Origin of the sequence: Paraburkholderia sp. RL17-337-BIB-A (assembly GCF_046025895.1) — a bacterium.
GTDB lineage: Bacteria > Pseudomonadota > Gammaproteobacteria > Burkholderiales > Burkholderiaceae > Paraburkholderia > Paraburkholderia fungorum_C.
In genome coordinates this window covers 156,889-178,240 of record NZ_JARESY010000004.1, presented here as the reverse complement: position 1 = coordinate 178,240, position 21,352 = coordinate 156,889, and the positions used below count along the sequence as shown (strand labels likewise).

At 57.4% G+C, this 21,352-nt stretch carries 21 protein-coding genes and 5 pseudogenes; 14 read left to right on the top strand and 12 right to left on the bottom strand.

Annotated features, from left to right (window positions below):
* Positions 1–267: 267 nt before the first annotated feature.
* Positions 268–902 (bottom strand): IS6 family transposase gene (locus tag P0D84_RS45885; RefSeq protein WP_408350318.1). Its coding sequence is split into 2 segments (ribosomal slippage): positions 268–560 and positions 560–902, totalling 636 coding nucleotides; the frame shifts between segments, so codons are not numbered across the junction.
* A gap of 472 nt (positions 903–1,374) precedes the next feature.
* On the opposite strand from P0D84_RS45885, the gene P0D84_RS45880 reads away from it, so the two are divergent.
* Positions 1,375–2,202, top strand: coding sequence for an alpha/beta fold hydrolase (locus P0D84_RS45880; RefSeq protein WP_408351910.1), 828 nt, complete (start codon positions 1,375–1,377; stop codon positions 2,200–2,202).
* 273 nt (positions 2,203–2,475) lie between these two features.
* Here P0D84_RS45880 and P0D84_RS45875 read toward each other — a convergent pair.
* A pseudogene (locus tag P0D84_RS45875) lies at positions 2,476–3,110 on the bottom strand (IS6 family transposase).
* Between P0D84_RS45875 and P0D84_RS45870 the strand changes: the two are divergent.
* A complete protein-coding gene (locus tag P0D84_RS45870; RefSeq protein ID WP_408350315.1) occupies positions 3,018–3,530 on the top strand; it encodes a hypothetical protein in 513 nt (170 codons plus the stop codon). The pseudogene P0D84_RS45875 and the gene P0D84_RS45870 overlap by 93 nt on opposite strands.
* Before the next feature lie 461 nt (positions 3,531–3,991).
* On the opposite strand, the gene P0D84_RS45865 is transcribed toward P0D84_RS45870, so the two are convergent.
* The 4 genes from P0D84_RS45865 to P0D84_RS45850 all read right to left on the bottom strand — a co-directional run bounded on the left by P0D84_RS45865 (position 3,992) and on the right by P0D84_RS45850 (position 6,084).
* A complete protein-coding gene (locus P0D84_RS45865; RefSeq protein WP_408350312.1) occupies positions 3,992–4,207 on the bottom strand; it encodes a hypothetical protein in 216 nt (71 codons plus the stop codon).
* 88 nt (positions 4,208–4,295) lie between these two features.
* Positions 4,296–4,529 carry a hypothetical protein gene (locus P0D84_RS45860; RefSeq protein ID WP_408350309.1) on the bottom strand — a complete coding sequence of 78 codons (234 nt, stop codon included), beginning with the start codon at positions 4,527–4,529 and terminating at the stop codon, positions 4,296–4,298.
* 94 nt (positions 4,530–4,623) lie between these two features.
* Complete coding sequence (locus tag P0D84_RS45855; protein ID WP_408350306.1) at positions 4,624–5,433, bottom strand: PRC-barrel domain-containing protein; 810 nt, start codon at positions 5,431–5,433, stop codon at positions 4,624–4,626.
* Positions 5,434–5,493: 60 nt separating this feature from the next.
* The gene (locus tag P0D84_RS45850; protein ID WP_408350303.1) at positions 5,494–6,084 is read right to left on the bottom strand and encodes a BPSL1445 family SYLF domain-containing lipoprotein; all 591 of its coding nucleotides are present in this window, start codon (positions 6,082–6,084) and stop codon (positions 5,494–5,496) included.
* 209 nt (positions 6,085–6,293) lie between these two features.
* On the opposite strand from P0D84_RS45850, the pseudogene P0D84_RS45845 reads away from it, so the two are divergent.
* Positions 6,294–6,530: pseudogene (locus P0D84_RS45845) on the top strand (IS3 family transposase); the annotation flags it as partial.
* Between the two features lie 57 nt (positions 6,531–6,587).
* Positions 6,588–6,935: pseudogene (locus P0D84_RS45840) on the top strand (transposase); the annotation flags it as partial.
* A gap of 605 nt (positions 6,936–7,540) precedes the next feature.
* Here the strand turns inward: P0D84_RS45840 and P0D84_RS45835 are convergent.
* Both P0D84_RS45835 and P0D84_RS45830 read right to left on the bottom strand, forming a co-directional pair.
* A pseudogene (locus P0D84_RS45835) lies at positions 7,541–7,615 on the bottom strand (IS6 family transposase); the annotation flags it as partial.
* Positions 7,616–7,661: 46 nt separating this feature from the next.
* Positions 7,662–9,050, bottom strand: a complete 1,389-nt coding sequence (locus P0D84_RS45830) for an aminotransferase-like domain-containing protein (protein WP_408350300.1) — start codon at positions 9,048–9,050, stop codon at positions 7,662–7,664.
* Positions 9,051–9,424: 374 nt separating this feature from the next.
* On the opposite strand from P0D84_RS45830, the gene P0D84_RS45825 reads away from it, so the two are divergent.
* The 10 genes from P0D84_RS45825 to scpA all read left to right on the top strand — a co-directional run bounded on the left by P0D84_RS45825 (position 9,425) and on the right by scpA (position 19,387).
* A complete protein-coding gene (locus tag P0D84_RS45825) occupies positions 9,425–9,907 on the top strand; it encodes an MSMEG_0572/Sll0783 family nitrogen starvation response protein (RefSeq protein WP_323047447.1) in 483 nt (160 codons plus the stop codon).
* Between the two features lie 15 nt (positions 9,908–9,922).
* Complete coding sequence (locus P0D84_RS45820) at positions 9,923–10,930, top strand: Nit6803 family nitrilase (protein ID WP_408350297.1); 1,008 nt, start codon at positions 9,923–9,925, stop codon at positions 10,928–10,930.
* Positions 10,917–12,029, top strand: coding sequence for an MSMEG_0568 family radical SAM protein (locus tag P0D84_RS45815; protein WP_408350294.1), 1,113 nt, complete (start codon positions 10,917–10,919; stop codon positions 12,027–12,029). The genes P0D84_RS45820 and P0D84_RS45815 overlap by 14 nt, the downstream gene beginning before the upstream one ends.
* 2 nt (positions 12,030–12,031) lie before the next feature.
* Entirely contained in the window at positions 12,032–12,592 is a 561-nt protein-coding gene (locus P0D84_RS45810) for an MSMEG_0567/Sll0786 family nitrogen starvation N-acetyltransferase (RefSeq protein ID WP_408350291.1), read from the top strand.
* Positions 12,589–13,575 carry a sll0787 family AIR synthase-like protein gene (locus P0D84_RS45805; RefSeq protein WP_408350288.1) on the top strand — a complete coding sequence of 329 codons (987 nt, stop codon included), beginning with the start codon at positions 12,589–12,591 and terminating at the stop codon, positions 13,573–13,575. Before P0D84_RS45810 ends, P0D84_RS45805 begins: the two co-directional genes overlap by 4 nt.
* Complete coding sequence (locus P0D84_RS45800; RefSeq protein WP_408350285.1) at positions 13,572–14,750, top strand: MSMEG_0565 family glycosyltransferase; 1,179 nt, start codon at positions 13,572–13,574, stop codon at positions 14,748–14,750. The genes P0D84_RS45805 and P0D84_RS45800 overlap by 4 nt, the downstream gene beginning before the upstream one ends.
* Before the next feature lie 8 nt (positions 14,751–14,758).
* Complete coding sequence (locus P0D84_RS45795; protein WP_408350282.1) at positions 14,759–15,040, top strand: MSMEG_0570 family nitrogen starvation response protein; 282 nt, start codon at positions 14,759–14,761, stop codon at positions 15,038–15,040.
* A gap of 69 nt (positions 15,041–15,109) precedes the next feature.
* Positions 15,110–16,411: an MSMEG_0569 family flavin-dependent oxidoreductase gene (locus P0D84_RS45790; protein WP_408350279.1), complete on the top strand. Its 1,302-nt coding sequence runs from the start codon at positions 15,110–15,112 to the stop codon at positions 16,409–16,411.
* 4 nt (positions 16,412–16,415) lie between these two features.
* The gene (locus P0D84_RS45785) at positions 16,416–17,264 is read left to right on the top strand and encodes a Pnap_2097 family protein (RefSeq protein ID WP_408350276.1); all 849 of its coding nucleotides are present in this window, start codon (positions 16,416–16,418) and stop codon (positions 17,262–17,264) included.
* Positions 17,261–19,387, top strand: a complete 2,127-nt coding sequence (gene scpA, locus P0D84_RS45780) for a methylmalonyl-CoA mutase (protein WP_408351907.1) — start codon at positions 17,261–17,263, stop codon at positions 19,385–19,387. Before P0D84_RS45785 ends, scpA begins: the two co-directional genes overlap by 4 nt.
* A 34-nt stretch (positions 19,388–19,421) precedes the next feature.
* Here scpA and P0D84_RS45775 read toward each other — a convergent pair.
* From P0D84_RS45775 to cyoC, 4 genes and pseudogenes are all read right to left on the bottom strand, one after another.
* A pseudogene (locus P0D84_RS45775) lies at positions 19,422–19,523 on the bottom strand (IS6 family transposase); the annotation flags it as partial.
* A gap of 261 nt (positions 19,524–19,784) precedes the next feature.
* Entirely contained in the window at positions 19,785–20,165 is a 381-nt protein-coding gene (locus tag P0D84_RS45770) for a winged helix-turn-helix transcriptional regulator (RefSeq protein WP_408350273.1), read from the bottom strand.
* 189 nt (positions 20,166–20,354) lie between these two features.
* Positions 20,355–20,738, bottom strand: coding sequence for a cytochrome o ubiquinol oxidase subunit IV (cyoD, locus tag P0D84_RS45765; RefSeq protein WP_408350270.1), 384 nt, complete (start codon positions 20,736–20,738; stop codon positions 20,355–20,357).
* Complete coding sequence (cyoC, locus tag P0D84_RS45760) at positions 20,735–21,352, bottom strand: cytochrome o ubiquinol oxidase subunit III (protein WP_408350267.1); 618 nt, start codon at positions 21,350–21,352, stop codon at positions 20,735–20,737. The genes cyoD and cyoC overlap by 4 nt, the downstream gene beginning before the upstream one ends.

Below are 21,352 nucleotides of genomic sequence, written 5' to 3'. Positions count from 1 at the left end.
CCGCCTCGCTGTGGCTTTGTGTTCGGCCAGCCGGGTAGACCTGGGAGAGTGATCTCCCAAGTCTACCCGGCCGCTGAGCAAACGTAACGGATCCCGTCACCGGTCCAGGCAAAGTCTACGCGACCGAAGATCACGCAGACCTCCCGTCAATGAAAAATCGGTAACGCGAGATAACCCTTGATGACGATGGCATTGGCAATATCGATAAAGAAGGTTTTGTCGCGATAAGAATGACAGAGCGAACGGGACTGGCATGATGAGGAATGCTTAGATCGCCAGAGAATAGAACTGCTCGGCGGGAGTTTGGCCTCTACCACTGTCTTTCATCTGCCCCTTCGCAATCATGTGTATGAGCTCGATACCGCCCAGCAAAATGCGGGCGCAACGAAAGGTCTTGAACCCGAGCAGCGGTCGGGTACGGCGCTTGATAGCCCGGTGGTCCTGTTTGATGATGTTGTTCAGATACTTGTTCTGGCGGATCTCGATCGGCGTGTCGCGCTCCGCGTTGAGCGCCTCGAGCGCTGCGAGATTCGCACCACTTTTATCGATCGTGACCGTCTCGGCTCGCCGTTCTGATCGATCGACTTCTCGAAGTAGCGCTGGGCTGCAGGCTTGTCACGGTGGGCACGCAGCAGGAAATCGACCGTCTGGCCGGCCTTGTCAACGGCGCGATATAAATACTTCCAGTGGCCCTTGACCTTGATGTAGGTCTCATCAACGCGCCAGTTCCTGCCAACAGGGCGCTTGTGACGCCGGAACGCCTTCTCCAGCACCGGAAGCAGTTTGATGGCCCAACGATGCACGGTTGAATGATCGAGCTGGATGCCGCGCTCAGCCATCATCTCTTCCAGATTTCGTACACTCAGCCCGTAGGCTACGTACCATCGCACGCACATCAGCATTACATCAAACGGCTAGTGCAGGCGTTTAAATATGCGGGCCAAGGCCGGAGTCTTTCGGGTGTTCCCGGCGCTCCGGGTGGCACCGCGTCGCTCACGAGCCGGCGATCGTCGCGTAGCGAAAAGTTACCGGGGCGGTTCATCTGGGCTGACTACAGATTCATGTAATAGCCTTCCTTCGCCCCGCCAACTAACATCGCTTGGAGCTATGAACCGGTCAATTCCGACTCTACGGCTTGGTGGGACCTCGGGCTTGGCGAGACATCTAAAAACAGGAGAAGAAAGCATGGGCGCCCCTACGAAGACTGAGGGAAATGATGTCAGCGAGGAATTCGACCCCAAGCGTCGCCGGGTCATCCAGACCGGCGCAGCCGCCATCGTGGCGGGAATTGTGTTTCCATTCGCGCCTTCCTTACTTGCGGCTCCTGTATCGGCAGGGCACGACACCCAAAATCACATTTCGGGAACCGAAAAAATGAGCGGCTACGTAAAGACCAAAGACGGCACGGAGATTTATTACAAGGACTGGGGCCAAGGCCAGCCAATTGTATTTCACCATGGTTGGCCGCTCAGTTCAGACGACTGGGACGCCCAGATGCTGTTTTTCCTGCAACACGGTTACCGGGTCATTGCCCACGACCGCCGAGGCCACGGCCGCTCCACTCAGACCTCCAGTGGCCATGACATGGACACCTATGCGGCGGACGCTGCCGCGGTCGTCGAAGCCCTGGACCTCAGGAACGCCGTCCATATCGGTCACTCCACCGGCGGCGGTGAGGTGGCCCGTTACGTGGCTCGTTACGGCAAAGGACGAATAGCGAAGGCGATCCTGGTTAGCTCCGTACCACCGCTCATGCTGAAGACCGATAAGAATCCTGGAGGTACGCCACTCTCGGTGTTCGACGGGTTCCGTGAACAGCTCGCCGCGAACCGGACACAGTTCTTTCTCGATGTGGCGTCGGGACCGTTCTATGGCTTCAATCGGCCGGGCGCGAAGGTGTCGCAGGGAATCATCCAGAATTGGTGGCGCCAAGGCATGATGGGTGCCGCCAACGCTCACTATCTCGGCATCAAAGCGTTTTCGGAGACCGACCAAACGGAAGACTTGAAGGCAATCGACGTGCCGACTTTGGTGATTCAAGGAGATGACGATCAAGTTGTACCCTACCAGGATGCCGCCCTTCTCCAGGCGAAGCTCATCAAGAACGCGACGCTGAAGGTCTATCCAGGCTATTCCCACGGCATGCTCACCGTCAATGCGGACGTGATCAATCCCGATCTGCTGGCTTTCATCCGCGCGTAGCCTCCCCCACTTGTTTACTGACGTGCCCTCCTGTTGAAAGGGGCACGTCAGATATAGCTATTGGCTCCGGCGGAAGGCAAACCATCGCAACTGTCGCGCGACGGGAGGCCTCTAGCGGGAACAGCTCGTCACGAAACGCCAGTCCCTTGAAGGCTTGTGGTTTGCGCCTGAGGCCCTCGATAAAGGGTTCTGTCGCAATAAGACGGTGCGGTATGATTGGTTTTGTCGCGATAAGGATGACAGAGCGAACGGGGCCGGCATGATGAGGAATGCTTAGATCGCCAGAGAATAGAACTGCTCGGCGGGAGTTTGGCCTCTACCACTGTCTTTCATCTGCCCCTTCGCAATCATGTGTATGAGCTCGATACCGCCCAGCAAAATGCGGGCGCAACGAAAGGTCTTGAACCCGAGCAGCGGTCGGGTACGGCGCTTGATAGCCCGGTGGTCCTGTTTGATGATGTTGTTCAGATACTTGTTCTGGCGGATCTCGATCGGCGTGTCGCGCTCCGCGTTGAGCGCCTCGAGCGCTGCGAGATTCGCACCACTTTTATCGATCGTGACCGTCTCGGCTCGCCGTTCTGATCGATCGACTTCTCGAAGTAGCGCTGGGCTGCAGGCTTGTCACGGTGGGCACGCAGCAGGAAATCGACCGTCTGGCCGGCCTTGTCAACGGCGCGATATAAATACTTCCAGTGGCCCTTGATCTTGATGTAGGTCTCATCAACGCGCCAGTTCCTGCCAACAGGGCGCTTGTGACGCCGGAACGCCTTCTCCAGCACCGGAAGCAGTTTGATGGCCCAACGATGCACGGTTGAATGATCGAGCTGGATGCCGCGCTCAGCCATCATCTCTTCCAGATTTCGTACACTCAGCCCGTAGGCTACGTACCACCTCACGCACATCAGCATTACATCAAGCGGGTAGTGCAGGCGCTTAAATATGCGGGCCAAGGCCGGAGTCAAGGTCTGCTTCAGCAGTCATGTCATTCGTCTCGTTCGCTCGAATCATACCGCACCGTCTTATTGCGACAGAACCGTCTGGATGGCGTGTACGATTGCCGGCAGAACCGCAAAGCCATTTTTAACCGCGGCATGGTTCCCAACCTCAACCCGAATTCACGCGGTAGAAAGCGACCTAAGCGAGGACGCAAGTCCCGGTTCGATCCGGCCATCTTCGAAGAGCGGTTCCGTACCATCGAGCGGCTGTTCGCCTGGGAAGATAAGTTCCGGCGCCTGCTGCTGCGCTTTGACCGTCTCAGTCAGTTGCACTACGCATTCAAGACCCTTGCCTATACGATGATCAATCTGCGGCACTACTGCCGGGGCTGATCTCACAGCCGATGCCTGCGTTTCCTTTCCGGTGCACCGCGCCATGATTCTGCTCGCCTGTTGCTTGGCGAAAACCCGCTCGTGACGGCGCCAATCATCTCATCGCCCGCATTGCGGCACTCCATTCCTGCAATCCTTCGTTATCCTTAAGGAGCGCCGCCCTGACTCCGATCGGAACCCGCAACCAGTTGCATCTGCTTTGATGGCGGCCTGGTAGTGGATCACGCTTTCCTTCGGCAACCCCGCATTGACGAGCGTTGCGCCCAAAGCGCTGAGGGGGCCGACAACGACGGTCGAAGCCGCCGTCTATTTGCTTGCGCACGGCGGCATCGGCTTTATGGTGGTCATCGAAGACCGCGATTACGACGTCATAGGGAGTCATGCGGTTGATCCTGGAAAAGATAAGAGGCGGTGCAGACTATTGCGCTGTTCACAGTGAAGTTTGGAAGTGCGGCCCTGCGCTATTTCAGATTGTTGAGCTCGGCACGTGCAAGCGTCTCAGCCGATTTCCATGCGACATCTTCAGATTCGAAGAAAGTGTCCAGTTTGATGAGTTCCTTGCTCTTGGGCGCGTCTTTCGGAACGATACAGACGCTTGCTACCCAACCATCGGCAATATGATCCCTGACGGTCATGTGAGCGTCGTGTGTCCTGCTTGAGATGATTCTGTCTGCCATGGTGCCGCCTGTCTGATTGAACGACAGCCACACTGGTCGTCGTCGCTGCTGGGTAAAGCTCGCGGTTCGTCGATAACCGGCAGCGCTGCTATATCCCAAACTTATGTTCGGCGATGTATTTGTCGCCGTACGCAAGTGCAGCCGCATAGCCTTCCTTGCTCGTCGCAAAAACGCCGACGTCATAGTGCTTGTCAGCCGAAGGAAGGGAGCCTTCCACGGCATGCCGAAGATGAAAATCGAATGTTCCGTCCTGCAGTTCCAGACATTCGGGGGTGAATGTATGGATACGGGCTTGATACAACTTCTGAATGTTCTGTCTCATGATCTGCTCCCGCCTTTAACGCCTTTGAAGACTTGCGTTTTCGATCGGTCCAGGACCGCCCGGACCAGGCGAGAACGGTAGTCTGTGTAGCGGCTCAATCCGATGCCACCCGCTCGTCGGCACCCGGATCCGACCAATATCCATGCTTGTCGTAAAACTGATGCAGCACGACTTCGTAAGGCCGGTCGATCGGCATCGAGTCGTCGTAAGCGGGGCTATTCTTGATGACGTCGCGCGTCAATGCCGTCGATACGGTCGAATCGAACCAGTCGACTCCGTCTATCCAGTGAATCGCGATCAGCACGGCTTTGCCGCCGGGCCACCAGTTGTGAGTTTCCACGACCAGGTAGCGAATCGCCCAGTCGGTGTCGTCGTAAATGAAATCCGATACGTGACCAATACTGCCATCCGCTGTTTTGAGGTGGTAGCCCTTGACCTCGTCGGTGCTACGCAGATGGACGTCGGGTTGCGGTTTGACCGCATCCAGGGTTGGCCCTGGTGGCTCATCGAGCAGGGCGTCTGGCGACACACCTGTCGGGTCGTAGGCCGGGTAGGCGCCCATCCCCCACAGGTTTGGACCGCCCCAATAGGTCGGATAGCTGTAGTAGCGCAGATACTCGATCTCGTGCTGCCGCGATACCGGCTTGTGGGCGTCCAGCATCGGGCTGTCTCTCACTTGCTGCCGGGAGAGGCCGACATGCACGACGCTGGATCCGGGGTCGGTGTGTTTCACCGAATACGGCGAAACCAGCACTTGCCGGTCGTTGAGCCAATTGCCTGTTTCGACCACCAGATAACGCACACCCCATGACTCGTCGTCGAAATAGGCCTGGCTAACTGAGCCGATGTCGCCGTCCACTGCGCTAACGGTGCTTCCGTGCAAGTCTCGTATGCTTCGTAACATGGTTTTTCCACCCTGTGTTTCTACCAGGGCGCGCATCACGCGCGTCCCTCGGCCCTAATTTCAAAGCGACGTGAGCCGCGTGACTTTGGTGCCCTCCAGCGATGCGCCCGCCATCAGGCCAGTGTTGGTCAGCACGAAAGCGTCGACCTGTCCGGTCGCAGTGCTGGTGTCGAGATTGCCGTTCGCGCCAACCTTCAGCACGGCCACGGAGGCATCGCCGCCAGCCGACCATCCGTCCCTGCTACGGAAGCGGTTGAGCGACTCCTCGGTCATGAACAGGAATACGATTGCGCGCGATTGCGCGCCGATCTGCCAGCCGATCGACCCGGTCGCCGTGCTGTAGTAGCCGACCGTGTGTCCGCCGACGCGCAAGGAGCCTTCGCCATACTGACCGCCGACCACGAAGCCGGCGTCGATCACCGACGGGAACGTCAGTACCCCGTGTGCCTTGCCGACCAGTTCGCGTGAACCGCTTGCCATGCCGTACAGGCGAGTCAGAGTCGAGTCGACACCTGCATCGATGGCGCGGCGCTTGTCCATTTGTTGATTACGGCTCGCATCGGAAGAAGATGTGGTGGTGCAACCTGAGAGCATTGCGCCGAGCGCCAGAAGCGATCCGGATGTGCTCCAGATGAAGGTTCGTCTAAGCATGACTTTTTCCCCGCCGGTCAACGATAGAAGACACGTTACGCGCGCGCGCGGGAGAAAGCGGTACGACAACGTACAGAGATCTGTCTACGTTCAAACGCCAATCCGCGTTAATCGTCACGTGACATCCTGATGGCAGGCGGGCACGGGTTCGCTGACGCTTGCCGCAATCATCAGACGTGCTTGAACCTCACGGGTTTTCGCGCAACTGCCTAGTTCGCTCGATGTCACGCAAAGGATGCCCGCCCGATAATGCAGCCTGCGAAGGCTTCTTCGGGCGGCTCAAGACGGAGTTGTTCTATCCTCGTGATTGGCGGGCCACGACCGTTGAGCAATTCATTGAGGTAGTCGACTCTTACATCCGCTGGTATAACGCAAAGCGGATCAAGATCTCGCTCGGCTCTCTCAGTCCGCTCGAATACCGGAAGAGTCTTGGAATTGCAGCATAAACCAGTCCAAGTTTTTAGCCGCACCCCCGGTGGGTCAGAATTCAGTGCAAATCAACACTCGAGCTGTTCTGGCGCGACTTCAACAACCGCCGCGAAGTCGGTGCGTGTGTCGGGCTGGTGTCGCAGCCCTACGACAGTGGCGAAAGCCAGGTCGACCAGGGCATCAGCAAACAGGGAAACCGGCGGGTGCGCGCGCTGCTGATCGAGATGGCGTGGACCTGGCTTCGCTACCAGCCTGGCAGCGCATTAGCGAAATGGTTTGATCAGCGCACACAGGGTACGGGACCGAACCGTCGCGCGCGACGGATCGCCATCGTCGCGGTCGCGCGACGTCTTGCCATTGCGCTGTGGCGCTATCTGAAAGACGGAGTCATTCCCGAAGGCGCGCACCTTAAGTCAGCTTGAGTCCCTCTGGTTTCGCAAGAAGGGGGTAAAGGTTTGGCCAGGCAGTTACGCAGCAAACACGGTTGGAGTGAACATGCCCGTGATCACACTGGGTTGCTGAAGCAACCGAATACTTTCAGATGGGGCATGTTCCCGGGATTGATTCCGGCGTAACGCGCATGCAGGATAAGGCTGGTGACACGCCAGCGGATAGAAGGCGGTGAGATGCTGGTTCTTCTCACGAGCGCAAGGGCGGCTTCAGACCAAACACAAGGAGACACGTTATGAAAACTTCGCAAAAACGATCTTGAGAGAGTCCGGACATGAAGCATGACACGCACCGTAGTAACGGTTGCCTGGAGGGAGAGCCTGTCTCGTGATGGTCAGCAGTTATCCACGGCCGGCCGGCGTCGTGGTCGAAACAGGGCCGACCCGCCGGCCGGCCGTGGATAACTGCCAGGCAGGCCGTCGGCCACAGTTCCAATTCAAGGAAAACCCTTGGCAATCTGATGCTCATAGAAGTGTGATCCACCGTCGACGTTACTGCTGCGCCGCCCTCAGGAAATTCATGCGTCGATGCAACAACCCGGAACCCAACATCGCTATTGACACGCAAAGTCATATCAGTACCAGCGAACCGCGCAGCTGATGACGCCGGCTGGGAAGCGGTGGCCGTGATAAAGCGATTTTATCTTCTTCATCACTTCATTCTACCGCCGCTTCCCCCAATAACTTGACAGAGCCCTGTCACATCATAGGCTCGTGCAGGTGATGAGGGTCCTCGATCATCTCTGCAACGCGCCTGATCCCTTCCCGGCAACCCTCTCTGCTTTGCGGACCACCCAGGCAGAGACGGATTGCGTCTGGCGGGTCGCCGTCAGTTGAGAATGCGGCGCCAGCGACTGCGGCGACATTTTTTTCTCGAAGGATTATTGCCAACTCTGAGACGCTCAGGTTTGTATCAGGAGGACACGTCAGCCACAAGTGAAAGCCATCAGGGTTGGCCATAAACGAGAATTTCGCCAACTCGCTTGCCGCAATGGCTTGCCGCGCGTTCGCTTCGGTTCGGATGGCATCTAGCATCTGCTTTGCTGTTCCGTCCTCTATCCATCGGGTCGCGAGACGCACAGTGAATGGACTGGCCATGACTGAGGTGGCTCGTAGCGCGCTGGTGATACGCTGGGTCTTTCGTGCTGTCGGGCCGCTCAGATAGGCCACCCTCAGTCCCGCTCCGAAAGTCTTCGAGAATCCTGTGACGTAGTACGTGAGTTCAGGCGCCAACGACGCAATCGACGTGGGCGCTTTGCCCGGCAGCAGCCCATATGCGTCATCTTCGATGATTGGCACGTTGTGGCGCAATGCGACCTCTGCCAACGCCTGTCTGCGATATGTCGATAGCGTAAGCGTGCTCGGGTTCTGAATCGTCGGATTGCAGTAAAACGCACGAGGCGCAGCGGTCTTGCAGAGCGCCTCAAAGGCATGTGGCAGCGGGCCTTCGTCATCGCGGGCGATTGCTTGCAGACGGACACCCAGCTGCGAGCAGATCGCCTTGATGCCCGGATAAGCCAACGAATCGAGACATATCGTTTCGCCGGGGCGGGCCAACTGGGAGACTAGCGCGACAAGGGCGCTATGGATGCCGGGGCAGACCAGGACCGTATCTTCGTTGCGGCCCGGTGTCATTCCGGACAACCAATTGCGCCCGGCGGCCCGATCCGCAGCGGTGCCCCCAAAATCCTGATATCTCAGAAGCTGGTAGGGGTCCGCTTCCCTCAGCAACTCCGACGCAGATTCTCTCAGTCTGCCGGCAAGTTCAAAAGGCTCCGGAGGCATGTTCATCGACATTTCAACGGCCGCACTCTCTGAGACGATTGCTCTCGCAATGCCCTTGACGAAGGTGCCGCTTCCAGCGCGTGTATCAAGCAGCCCGCGCTTGCGCGCTTCCGCGTAAGCGCGCGAAATCGTCGTGTAGTTGAGGGATAGGGCGTCCGCAAGTTCGCGCATGCCGGGCAGGCGGTCGCCCGAGCGCAGGCGGCCGCTTGCAAGGTCATCGGCTATGAGATCGGGAATTGCCAGATATGCGGGCTTGCGACTTTCGTCCAGCGTCTTGAGCCAGTGATGTTTGGTGTTCGGCATATAAATCAGATTAAGGCAGTGGTGGCCTTAAAAATAGCACGCCCAGCACGCTATGCAATCGAAATATTGCTTTCAGCCCGACAAGTGATCGCATTGATCGTATGCGTGCACGCATTTCGACAAGCTCGCACCACTCTGGGTCGGCCTTTCCCGCTGCGTGTGCGTCCCCGTATATGCCAGACGGACCCCGGAGCCACAGAGGGGTTGCGGCTTTTTGGCGGGTTTATGTTTTTTTTCGGAACCGTCCGTTTTTCGCTGTCGGAATGATTGGATGGTGATCGCATCCGTACTACAAATGATTGGCATAGCTGTTGCATTAGATGGAGCACCGGGATCCCCCGGCTGTTCCATCAACGACTCATTCGGAGAGTGCTATGCCCGCAGTCAATACGCCCCTTCACAAAGCCGGCGACTATCTGGTCGATTACGAGGAGAAGGTCTTCGAAGACGTGAAGGCCGAACCCGGCGAAAAGGCATTGGTGACGTTTCACACCGTAGCATTTGAAGGCTCGATTGGCTTTGTGAACCTGTTGCAAGCGACGCGTCTGCAACGAAAGGGATTTGAGACCTCTGTGTTGCTGTACGGACCCGGCGTCACGCTCGGTTTGCAACGCGGTTTCCCGACTCTCGGCGACGAAGCTTTCCCGGGGCACATGAACTTCAACAAGCAGCTCGTCAAATTCATGGAAGAGGGTGGCAAGGTGTACGCATGCCGCTTCGCGCTACAGGCGCTCTACGGACAAGGTGAAGCATCTCTGATTGAAGGCATTCGACCCATCAATCCGCTTGACGTGCTTGATCTGCAACTCCTGCATCGAAAAGAGGATGCGCTGGTCATTCACACCTGGACCGTTTAAGGCGCGAGAAACATCATGTCCGATACAAGGTCCGACAAGCGCGTCATTCGCGCGGCCGCCGTTCAGATCACGCCAGATTTTGAGCGTTCGGGTGGAACGGTCGAAAAAGTCTGCTCGGCAATCGACGAGGCAGCTAGTAAAGGGGTGCAGTTGATTGTATTCCCCGAAACCTTTGTTCCGTATTACCCGTATTTTTCGTTTATTCGGACACCGGTTGCTTCCGGACCCGAACACATGAAGCTCTACGAAGAAGCCGTGGTAGTGCCGGGCCCTGTAACGCATGCAGTCTCAGAGCGAGCTCGCATGCATCGGATGGTGGTAGTGCTCGGTGTCAACGAGCGCGATCACGGAAGCCTCTACAACACGCAGCTGATTTTCGATGCTGATGGCCGTCTGGTTCTGAAGCGCCGAAAAATCACGCCGACGTTTCATGAACGGATGGTCTGGGGGCAGGGTGACGCAGCTGGCCTGAAAGTAGCCAGTACCAATGTCGGGCGCGTTGGCGCGCTTGCATGCTGGGAGCATTACAACCCTCTCGCCCGATATGCCCTGATGGCGCAGCACGAAGAGATTCATTGCAGCCAGTTTCCCGGGTCGCTCGTAGGCCCGATATTCGCCGATCAGATTGAGGTGACGATCCGGCACCACGCGTTGGAATCCGGCTGCTTTGTTGTAAATGCCACGGGCTGGTTGACGGATGCCCAGATCGAGTCGATGACCTCTGACCTGAAGCTCCAGAAGGCGCTGCGCGGTGGTTGCAACACGGCAATCATTTCGCCAGAGGGGCAGCACGTCGTCGAGCCTCTGCGCGAGGGCGAAGGGATGGTGATCGCGGATCTTGATATGTCTCTTATCACCAAACGCAAACGGATGATGGACTCGGTTGGGCACTATGCACGCCCCGAGCTTCTCAGTCTGCAAATCAATGATCGTCCTGCCGTTCCCATGGAGCCGATGAACGGACTTGAATTGGCGGCCGCAGGCAACGGGGCACCCGGTGGGGAAACAAATGAACGCGAATGAAAATCTCTCCGAGGCAAGTCGGAAGCTGATGACTGAACTCCAGTCTTCCGGTTTGCGGCTTGTCGATCCGCGCGTAGGCGCCGCAAGCCGTCGCGGTGGTGCTGGGCCGTCGGACCATAAGGCAGTGACCGTTGACGGGGTAACCATTATGGTCCCCGTCCACACGAGCACCGCCTGGAACTCGCCTTTTGTGGCGGACCAGCCGGACGAAAGCGGTTCGAGCAAGCTGCTGCGTGGAAGTATCCCAATCGCTAGCATCAGCTTTCCGAAGGCGCCGCGCTTTTACGACCTGACGACTCAAGACGGCGTCCCATACTCGCACATCGCGACGCTGCACAGCGCGGATGTGTTGGCGACAACCGTTCTGCAAACCTGTATCCGGTATGAAAGTCGCCGCAAGACCTGCAAGTTTTGCGCGATTGGCCAGTCTCTTGCGGCGGGGCGCACTGTTGCGCACAAGTCGCCCGAGCAGCTCGCGGAAGTAGCGCGCGCTGCCGTTGAACTGGACGGCATCAAGCATATGGTTCTGACGACGGGCACGCCGCCGACGCCTGATCGAGGCGCGCAGGTCCTTTGCGAGAGCGCAGCCGCAATCAGGGCCGCAGTGGACATTCCAATCCAGGCGCAATGCGAGCCGCCTGACGATGACGTCTGGTTCGAGCGCATGAAAGCCAGTGGAATTGACGCCCTCGGCATGCATCTGGAAGTCGTCACACCTGAGGTACGCGCCCAGATCATGCCGGGCAAAGCGAGCGTGCCGCTATTGCGCTATATGGAGGCATTCAAGTCAGCGGTGGCTGTCTTTGGTCGAGGCCAGGTGAGCACATATATCCTTGCAGGCCTCGGCGACAGCGCACAGGCAATCCTCGATATTGCGCAAAAACTGATTGGTATTGGCGTCTATCCATTCGTGGTCCCGTTCGTTCCCATCAGCGGAACACCGCTTGAAGATCATCCAGCTCCAACTCCGGAATTCATGAAATCGATACTTGCACCGATTGGGGCGATGCTGCGCGACGCCAACATGCGCTCCGCCGACATCAAGGCTGGCTGCGGCAAGTGTGGCGCCTGTTCGTCGCTGTCTTCGTACGAGGCCTAGCCATGTTCTGTGAAGACAACTACCGCGACGATGTCCAGTTGGCGTTCTCGCCAAACGAATACCGGATCAAGTGGGCCACGTTGCCATGGGAGACTGAGCAGGCGCATAAACTCCGGCGAGCAGTCTTCTGTATCGAACAAGGTATTTTTGTGGGCGACGATCGGGACGAAGTGGACGCACGCGCACAGTTGCTTGTCGCGGTTAGCTGTGTAGCGGGGCTGCCCGAGCAGGTCGTGGGTACGGTTCGCATTCACGAGACAGGCCCGCGCGAATGGCTCGGATCCCGGCTCGCGGTCCATGCCGCCTTCCGCCGTCACGGGAAAATCGGGTCCACGCTGATTCGCCTTGCTGTCGCGAGCGCTCACGCATTGGGTTGTGATCGGTTTCTGGCGCACGTTCAAAGTCAGAACGTACCGCTTTTCCGCCGGTTGCGGTGGGACGTTCTGGGCGAAGAGACGTTGCTCGGTCGCCCGCATCATTTGATGCAGGCTCAGCTCGATCACTACCCGCCCTGCGTCACTCCTCAGTCGGGCTTCGTCGTTCGGGCTGGGGTGCCGCGATGAGTGTCGCTTCAATAGCCGAGCGCCTGCGAGCCAGCCGTGGCTTTGCCCACAAGAACGACATTTCCGATGTCGTAGCTTCGCTGTCTGCGAATATGCCGGGAGGCCGCGACGATCTGGCACAGGCGGTTGCTGTGGGTGATGACTGTGCTGCGATTCCCGATGGCGACGGCTATCTGCTGTTTGCAATCGAAGGCCTTGTTAGCGACTTCGTCAGCACGATGCCCTGGTTCGCCGGTTATAGCGGAGTGATGGTGAATGTGAGCGACGTGTACGCCATGGGTGGTCGTCCAATCGCCGTGGTGGATGCTCTATGGAGTCGCGGGATCGAAGGCGCGAACGAGGTAATAGCAGGAATGGCGGCGGCGTCTGTGGCGTACGGCGTTCCTTTGATTGGCGGACACAGCAACACTCGCTCTGAAGAAGCGCAACTTGCAGTCGCAATCCTGGGTCGTGCGAAGAAGCTCCTGACGAGCTTCAATGCGCGACCCGGAGACCGCTTGCTCATGGTTGCAGATTTGCGCGGCGGATTTGAAGATCCTTACCCTTTCTGGAATGCGTCGGTGAAAGCGCCTGCCAACCGACTGAGAGGGGATCTTGAAGTTTTGCCGGAACTTGCAGAATCGGGCATGTGCGACGCCGCCAAGGACATAAGCATGGCAGGTGCGCTAGGTACCGCGATGATGCTTCTTGAATGTTCTTCCGTTGGGGCCACCATTGATCTGGATAGCATTCCTCGACCAGCGGGTGTGGACTTTTTCCGATGGCTCACGGCTTTTCCGAGCTACGGATTTATCTTGTCCGTTCGGGAAGGCAACGTTGACGCGGTAATCCAGAGCTTCACGGAGAGGTCGCTGGATTGCTCAGTCATCGGGACTGTTGACGCCTCCAGGCGAGTAGTAATCAGGCAGGACGGCGAGTCGGGTCTGCTTTGGGACTTCAGTGACAAACCTTTTATCGGCCCCGGACATCGGAGTGCGACATGACTTCAACCCGCACGCTTCGCATTGGGCTGCTGACCCACTCCGTCAATCCTCGTGGTGGGGTTGTACACACCCTTGAACTCGGAAAGGCACTTGTCGAAGCTGGGCTCGACGTGACAATTTTTGCGCCGGCGCAGGAGGGTGAAAGAATGTTTCGCCCTTCGAGCTGCCGAGTTGTTCTCGCGGTTGTTGATGAAGCACCGATCAATACCATTGACATGGTCGATGGGCGAATTCGTGCGTTAAAGCGAGTCCTGCGCTCAAATGGCGCCGGCGAATTTGACATCCTGCATGCGCAAGACAGCATTAGTGGCAACGCATTGGCAGAGATGAAGCAAAGCGGCGAGATTCGCGGATTTTTTCGTACTGTGCACCATCTTGATCAATTTCCCGAGCCGAAACTCTCTTCCTGGCAGCGACGCGCCTGGAGGGACGCCGACAGGGTTCTTTGCGTGAGCGAAACATGGACGCGACGGATGCAAGGAGAGTTCGGTGTCACCGCGTTAACCGTGCCGAATGGCGTAGACACGCAACGGTTCAGTCCGGTCGCTGAGGGAGACGTTGAACTCCTGAGGCCCTTCGGCATTCATCGCTCGCCCGTCGTGCTCGCTGTTGGCGGCATCGAAGAACGAAAAAATACTCTGCTTCTTCTTGAGGCAGTTGCGCTTCTGCGCAAAGGCGGTACGGACGTCCAGCTCGTGATTGCTGGCGGCGCGAGTTTGCTCGACCACAATAAGTACGTTTCCGGTTTTGTCAGACGTGCAAGCGAACTCGGCCTAAGCGTCGGCGCTGGAGAAGCAGTCGTGCTGACCGGTGCGTTGACGGACGCAGCAATGTCGGCGTTCTACCGGCGTGCTGACGTGCTGGCGATGGTTTCGCTTCAGGAAGGTTTCGGGCTTGCTGTTCTGGAAGCACTGGCCAGTGGAACGCCAGCGGTTGTGTCGAAGATTCCGCCGTTCACCGAATACTTGAATGAAGCTGTGTGTTCGTGGACCGATCCGAAGGACCCAGTGGCCATTGCCAAGGCATTGCTCGATGCGCTGGACGCGCGCGACAGCATCGACTTCGTACACGCGGTTCCCGCGCTGCTCGACCGGTTCAGCTGGTCTGCCAGTGCACGCCGACATTCTCAACTTTATGAGCAATGGCTGGCCACGCAGTCAATTGCCAATCAATGAGGTTTGCTATGCCAGTCATGCATTTCAAGGTTCGGTGGCCGGATGGTCACGAAATAGATTGCTACTCGCCGTCGGTGATTGTGAGCGAGTTCTTCACTCCTGGAACTCACTACCCGGTTCGGGATTTTGTGTCGCGCTCAAAGGAAGCCCTCAACATCGCATCGGAGCGGGTGCGAGAAAAGTATGGATTCGCCTGTTCCGCAGCCATGGACCAGCTGGCACAAATCGAGGAACTGGCGGAGCGCTTCACGGACGATAGCGCAGCTGTCACCGTGCTCGAACTTCGTTGACTGGCGATCTGCGTCCACAGGACGGAGCGTTCTCCTTCATTCACCGCATCTATCAAAGGCAGACAGAAAATGTCCCTCTCAAACGTCACAGTGAACCAACCGAACATCGAGCCCGGCCATTACAGCGTAATCGTGGTCGGCGGTGGCCAGGCCGGCTTGTCTGTGAGCTACTACCTGAAACAGGCGGGGATCGACCACGCCGTCGTCGAGAAAAAGACGGTGACACATACCTGGCGCAGTCAAAGGTGGGATGCCTTCTGTCTTGTGACGCCCAACTGGCAATGTGCTCTGCCCGGGCATCCCTATAGCGGGCCGGACCCGCATGGCTTCATGAAGAAGGACGAGATTATCGAGTATCTGGACGGCTTTATCGCGAAGGTCAATCCTCCGGTCCTTGAGAATACCGGTGTCATTCGAGTCAAGCGCGGAGATGACGGCATTTATGCCGTTGAGACGACGGGTGGCGATTTCACGGCTGACCAGGTCGTGGTGGCATCGGGCGGGTACCACGCGCCAATCGTGCCTCGTATGGCTGAGCGTCTCCCGGGCGGCGTATTGCAGGTGCAATCGTCCGAATATCGAAGTCCCGAAGCGCTTCCAGAAGGGGCTGTGCTCGTGGTCGGTTCGGGACAATCGGGCGCACAGATCGCAGAAGACCTCCATCTCGCCGGCCGAAAGGTCTATCTCGCCGTTGGCGAGGCTCCGCGCTGCGCTCGCTTTTATCGGGGCCGCGACGTTGTGGATTGGCTCGCTGATATGCACTATTACGATATGCCAGTCGAGAAGCATCCCTTGCGGGAAGGAGTTCGTGATAACACCAATCACTACGTAACCGGCCGGGACGGAGGTCGCGACATCGATCTGCGCAAGTTTGCATCGGAAGGCATGGAATTGTACGGACAACTCGATGAGCTTCAGGACGGTCAGCTCAAATTCTCGCCAAATCTGATCGCTAACCTCGACGACGCGGATGAGGTCTACAACCGCATCAACTCAAGCATCGACGCTTTCATCGAGAAGAACGGGATTGACGCACCTTTGGGTGAGAAGTACGAACCTGTATGGAGTCCGGCACGCGAACGGACGACTCTCGATCTCGCTCGAAGTGGCATCAAATGCGTAATCTGGTGTATTGGTTTCCGTCCGGATTTCAGCTGGATTGATGCGCCGGTCTTTAACGGTCGGGGCTATCCCGCCCATCATCGTGGCATTACACCCCAGCCTGGGTTGTACTTCGTGGGCCTGCCGTGGTTGCACACATGGGGCTCAGGCCGCTTCTCGGGCATCTCGCGAGATGCGCAGTACATCGTTGACGACATTGTCTCGGTTCGCTTTGCGGCTGGCGGACAGCAAGAGAGCATGGCGGCGTGACGTTATGTACCTGACGACGCAAGGCTATCGTGCCGGCATGCCACAACTCAGCCTGACCGGCATATCCGAAAACTGGATTCTGAAGGAGTGCGGGCAGAAGCACTGGGACGCGCTAGCGAGTCACGGCCAGCGCGAGCGGCCGGACTTCTTCGACGATGTCGGACGACGGTCTTACGCTGCGTTCACCGCGATTCGTGTCCGAACTGCCGGATTTGAAAAAATGCGTGAGAACGACGATTTCGAAATCCGTACGTCACTTCGCAGAGTCGGTCAGGCACGGCATTTCAGCCGTCATGAGTTGATCTCCCGTGGGGAGGAGCACTGCAGCGTCTCAATGTCGTCAACGTTTGTAACGCGTAGCGAAGTGGGAAATAACCGTTCCATATCCAGAGCGACGCTCACGTCGCTGGCAGGGGAGATTGCCGACCCGCCAGCGGAGGCTGCCGAGATGTTTGCCCTGGGTAAGGCGGTACGGAACTCAGATCTGGGCAACCGAGAAGCTATCTCGCGCGAGCTGCTGCTAAATTTGAATACGCAATATGTCTCATCTTGCGAATTCTATCCATGTCCAAACGGCGATTTCAACGGTGCCGACCTGCTCTATTTTGCAAGTTTTCAGGCTTTCGTTGATAGAGCGGAGTGGCAGACTCACAAGTTCAAGGAGCCGCCCGTAACGACTGCCCGAGACATGTTCTTCTACGGGAACGTCAATCTGGGAGACTCCGTTCTTGTTCGTACGATCGGCAAGCGGATTGATAAGCGGGGAATTGCACACTGGTGCCATGTTTTGCGCGCGAGCGACGGCGCGAAGATTGCCGACGTTATAACCGAGAAACGGTGGAAAAATTCATGACGGCCCGGAAAGGTTTGCCGAAAGTGAGCGGCACGATCGAACTGAAACCTCTTTACACGGCGAGCGATATCTCTGGGATCCCGCATGTGAAGAGCTTGCCCGGCGAGGCTCCGTTCGTACGCGGTGTTCATGCGTCGATGTATAGCGGTAAGCCTTGGACAATCAGGCAGTATGCAGGTTATGCCGATGCTGTTGATTCCAACCTCGCGTTCCGACGTGCTCTGGCGGAAGGGGCTCAAGGTTTGTCAGTCGCATTTGACCTGCCGACTCAGAGGGGCTACGACTCCGACGACGCGGGCGTTCATGCGGATGTTGGCATGGCTGGGGTGGCCATCGACACTGTTGAAGACATGGTTCGGCTATTTGAAGGCATCCCTTTGGACCGTGTCTCAGTTTCTATGACCATGAACGGAGCGGTGCTGCCCGTTCTGGCAGCTTTTATTGTTGCAGCCGAAGAAAGTGGTGTGGAGGCTTCCGGGCTGACCGGCACAGTGCAGAACGATATCCTCAAAGAATATATGGTGCGAAATACCTATATTTTTGCTCCAGAGGAATCGTTGCGGATCACGAGCGATGTTGCTCAGCATCTTGCCAGGGTGGCACCACGATTCAATGCTCTTTCTGTCTCGGGCTACCATTTTCAGGAGGCGGGGGCTGACGCAGCTCTGGAGCTTGCACTAACGTTTGCCAACGCCTGTAAGTATGTAGAGATACTCCTCGCGAACGGCATGTCAGCCGATCTCGCGTGCGAGCGGATCAGTTTCTTTTTTGGCGTGGGAAAACAGTTTTTCGTCGAGACGGCCAAGTTACGCGCTGCCAGGTTGATCTGGTCTGAGTTGGCGGCGCAATACGGAGCATCGACCGAGAAAGCTCGCGGCTTGCGAATGCATTGTCAGACCTCGGGGTTTTCACTCAGCGCTCAGCAGGCCGACAACAATGTTGTCCGTACGACCGTCGAGGCGATGGCCGCAATATTCGGTGGCACGCAGTCGCTTCACACTAACGCGTACGATGAAGCCTTGTCGCTCCCATCGGCCGAGGCATCGCGGCTTGCTCGAGATACGCAATTGATCCTTCAGCATGAACTGGGGCTGTGTGACGTAGTGGACCCCTGGGCGGGTTCGTTCATGATGGAGTCGCTTACCGATCAGGTTGCGCGCCGCGTCCGGGAAAAGCTTGGCGAGATCAAGGAGCAGGGCGGTGTGCTGGAGGCGATCAATTCCGGGTGGGTGCAGCGCGAAATTGGGGTGGCGGCAACAGAAGTGCAAGCGGCAACTGACTCCGGAAAACGGGTCGTCGTCGGGTTGAATCGTTTTGTATCACCAGACCCGGATACTGCCGTATCGGTCCCGAGCATGGTGATTGATAATCAGCATGTGCGCACCCAACAGGTGCGACGGATCAATAGCGTCAAGATGCATCGTGACGCGAGTGCTGTAACCAACTCCCTGAGGCACCTAACCGAAATCGCCCGGACCCGGCGCGGAAATCTCCTGCAGGGAACGATCGATTGCATGCGCCTAAGAGCGACGGTTGGCGAATGCATCAAGGCATTAGAGGCTGTCTGGCCCCGGTATACAGCTGCCATGCGCATCAGCCACGGCATATATGCGTCAGCGCGAGGGCGCGACAGTCGATGGGACGGGGCCTGCGATGCTGTGCGGGAACTTGCAGCGGAGTTAGGACGCGCACCGGGTATCCTGCTTGTAAAGCTTGGGCAAGATGGGCATGACAGGGGCATAAAGTTGATCGGCAGCGCGTTGTCGGACGCAGGATTCCGAGTCGTTATGGGTGGATTGTTCGGACAGGCCTGCGACGCGGTCGATTTTGCATGTGCAGAAATGTGCGACTTGCTGGGTGTTTCGTCGCTGGCCGGAGCTCACTTAGGTCTGGTTTCTGATCTATTTGGCGAGATGGAGCGGCGACATTTGACCATTCCAGTTGTCTTGGGTGGCATCGTCCCTGACGAGCACGCCCGAAGTCTCAAACGGCGTGGGATTGAAGCTGTGTTGGGGCCGGGTATGGCAATGGAAGCGATCGTTGCGTCGCTGGTCGAAGTGGTGCGCCGAAGAATCCGTGAGCGGGCCGCTAGCGCGCGCGGCACGCATTCCGCCCAGACTTAGTCGATTGACTTTTAGCAACCAGGCCAGCTCCTGCCACCGACCGCTTGCAGCGCCGAAACGCCTTTTCAAGCACAGGCAACAGTTTGATCGCGCAGCGATGCACCGTCGGATAGTCCACCGAAATTCCTCGCTCGGCCTTGTCGCCTTTCACCTTGTGACCGCTGAAGCCGGGGTTGCCGCCTCCTTTCTTCGCTGCTGTGGTCGTGCCATCGCCATCAATGATGGTGCTGGTCCAGATGATCGTCTTGTCGAAGCCTGAACACAGAGCCTTCGAAAATGGCTTCAAAACAGCCGTCCGCTTGCCACCGCCGAAAGTCATCGATAGATGCGCGAGTAGTGGATCTCCGGGAGGCCCTCCTGTATTGTTTTCGATCGGAACCGGTTGATGGAAAGCCACTCACGGTTCAATTTTTGAATCAAACCGTTGCATACTCGCTTCGATGGACTCGAGTGAGCACTCGGCCCATGTCTTCAACTCAACCACGATTGGCAACGCCGAGCGAGCTAAAGAGCTCAAAGCATATTCGACGCGTGGCAGACGTTCGTCATAAACTTTTCTTTGGACGAGACCATCCCTTTCCATTGCTCTCAAAGTTTGTGTGAGCATCCTGTCCGACACACCCTGTATTCGACGTCTGATCTCAACGAAGCGCAACGGATTGTCGCGTAGCGCAATCATCGCGAGGATCGTCCACTTCTGACCGAGTCTGGCGAGTACGTCACGTGAGGGACAAATATTCGAAAATGCGTTTGGGGGAATATCAGGGTTTCGCAGCATAGCTTGTCTCGCACTTCAGCCGACGCCCGAGGCCAGATATTGACTGGCGAGGGCTCGCCATAGCCGGCCCTTTTAGGACTGTAGAGCCTGGTTGGTTGTGACAGCGATCGCGACGTTAGTAAGGAAGAATGTCTGGCGAAAGAGGGGAGAGCGACTGCGTCACGCAGCGCCCCTCAACGGTCAGCATGCTTAGTCGCGAGACATCGCTCTTTCAACTGACATATGGTATGGCATCATGTTCTGATTGGCGTTATGGATGACCCACAGGGACAATCCGACGATGATTGCAATCAGAAATCCGGTACACACGAAAATGCCGGTGTTGACTCTCCGGTCTCGAGATGTGCCGATGTGCAAGAAGAAGATCAATTGCACCACCAACTGTGCCACGCAAAGCACTACGATCGTTGCAAGACCGAAACCGTGTGGAACGACACCGGTCATCACGGTGCCGAACGATGCCAGCGTCAACACCAGTGACAACACGATTCCGATCACATAGCCCCTGAGACTGCCGTGCGACGACGCGTGAAACGCCTCATGCGTCGTTGTTGGGTGAGACGTCTTTTTCATACAAACTCGCGCAAATAGACAAAGGTGAACACGCAGATCCAGATCAGATCGAGGAAATGCCAGAAGAGGCTCAGGCAAGCAAGTCGACGACGCGTGACGCCGGTCAAACCGAACTTGTAGACCTGATGCATCATGATCGCCATCCACAGCAGGCCGCATGTGACGTGCAAGCCGTGCGTGCCGACCAGAACGAAATACGACGACATGAATGCGCTGACCTGCGGACCTGAGCCGTCGCCTACCAGCTTCGCGAATTCGGCCAGTTCCATCGCGACAAAGCCCGCGCCAAGCGCGAAGGTGACCGCGAGCCAGCCGATGATCTGCCCGTGCCGGCGAAGCTGCATACCGAGCATTGCGAGACCGAACGTGAAGCTGCTGGCCAGAAGCAGCAGGGTTTCGCCAAGTACATAAGGCACTTCGAACAAGTGGTTGCCTGTCGGGCCGTCCGCAGTGGCGTTGGCCAGCACGCCGAACGTCGCGAACAGGGTGGCGAAGATCAGGCAGTCGCTCATCAGATAGATCCAGAACCCCAGCGTAGTTTTCGATCCATCGTCGTGCGAATGGTGGTGCCCATCATGGTGTGGATGCGCTTGCGTCGTTGCAACGGTCGTCAT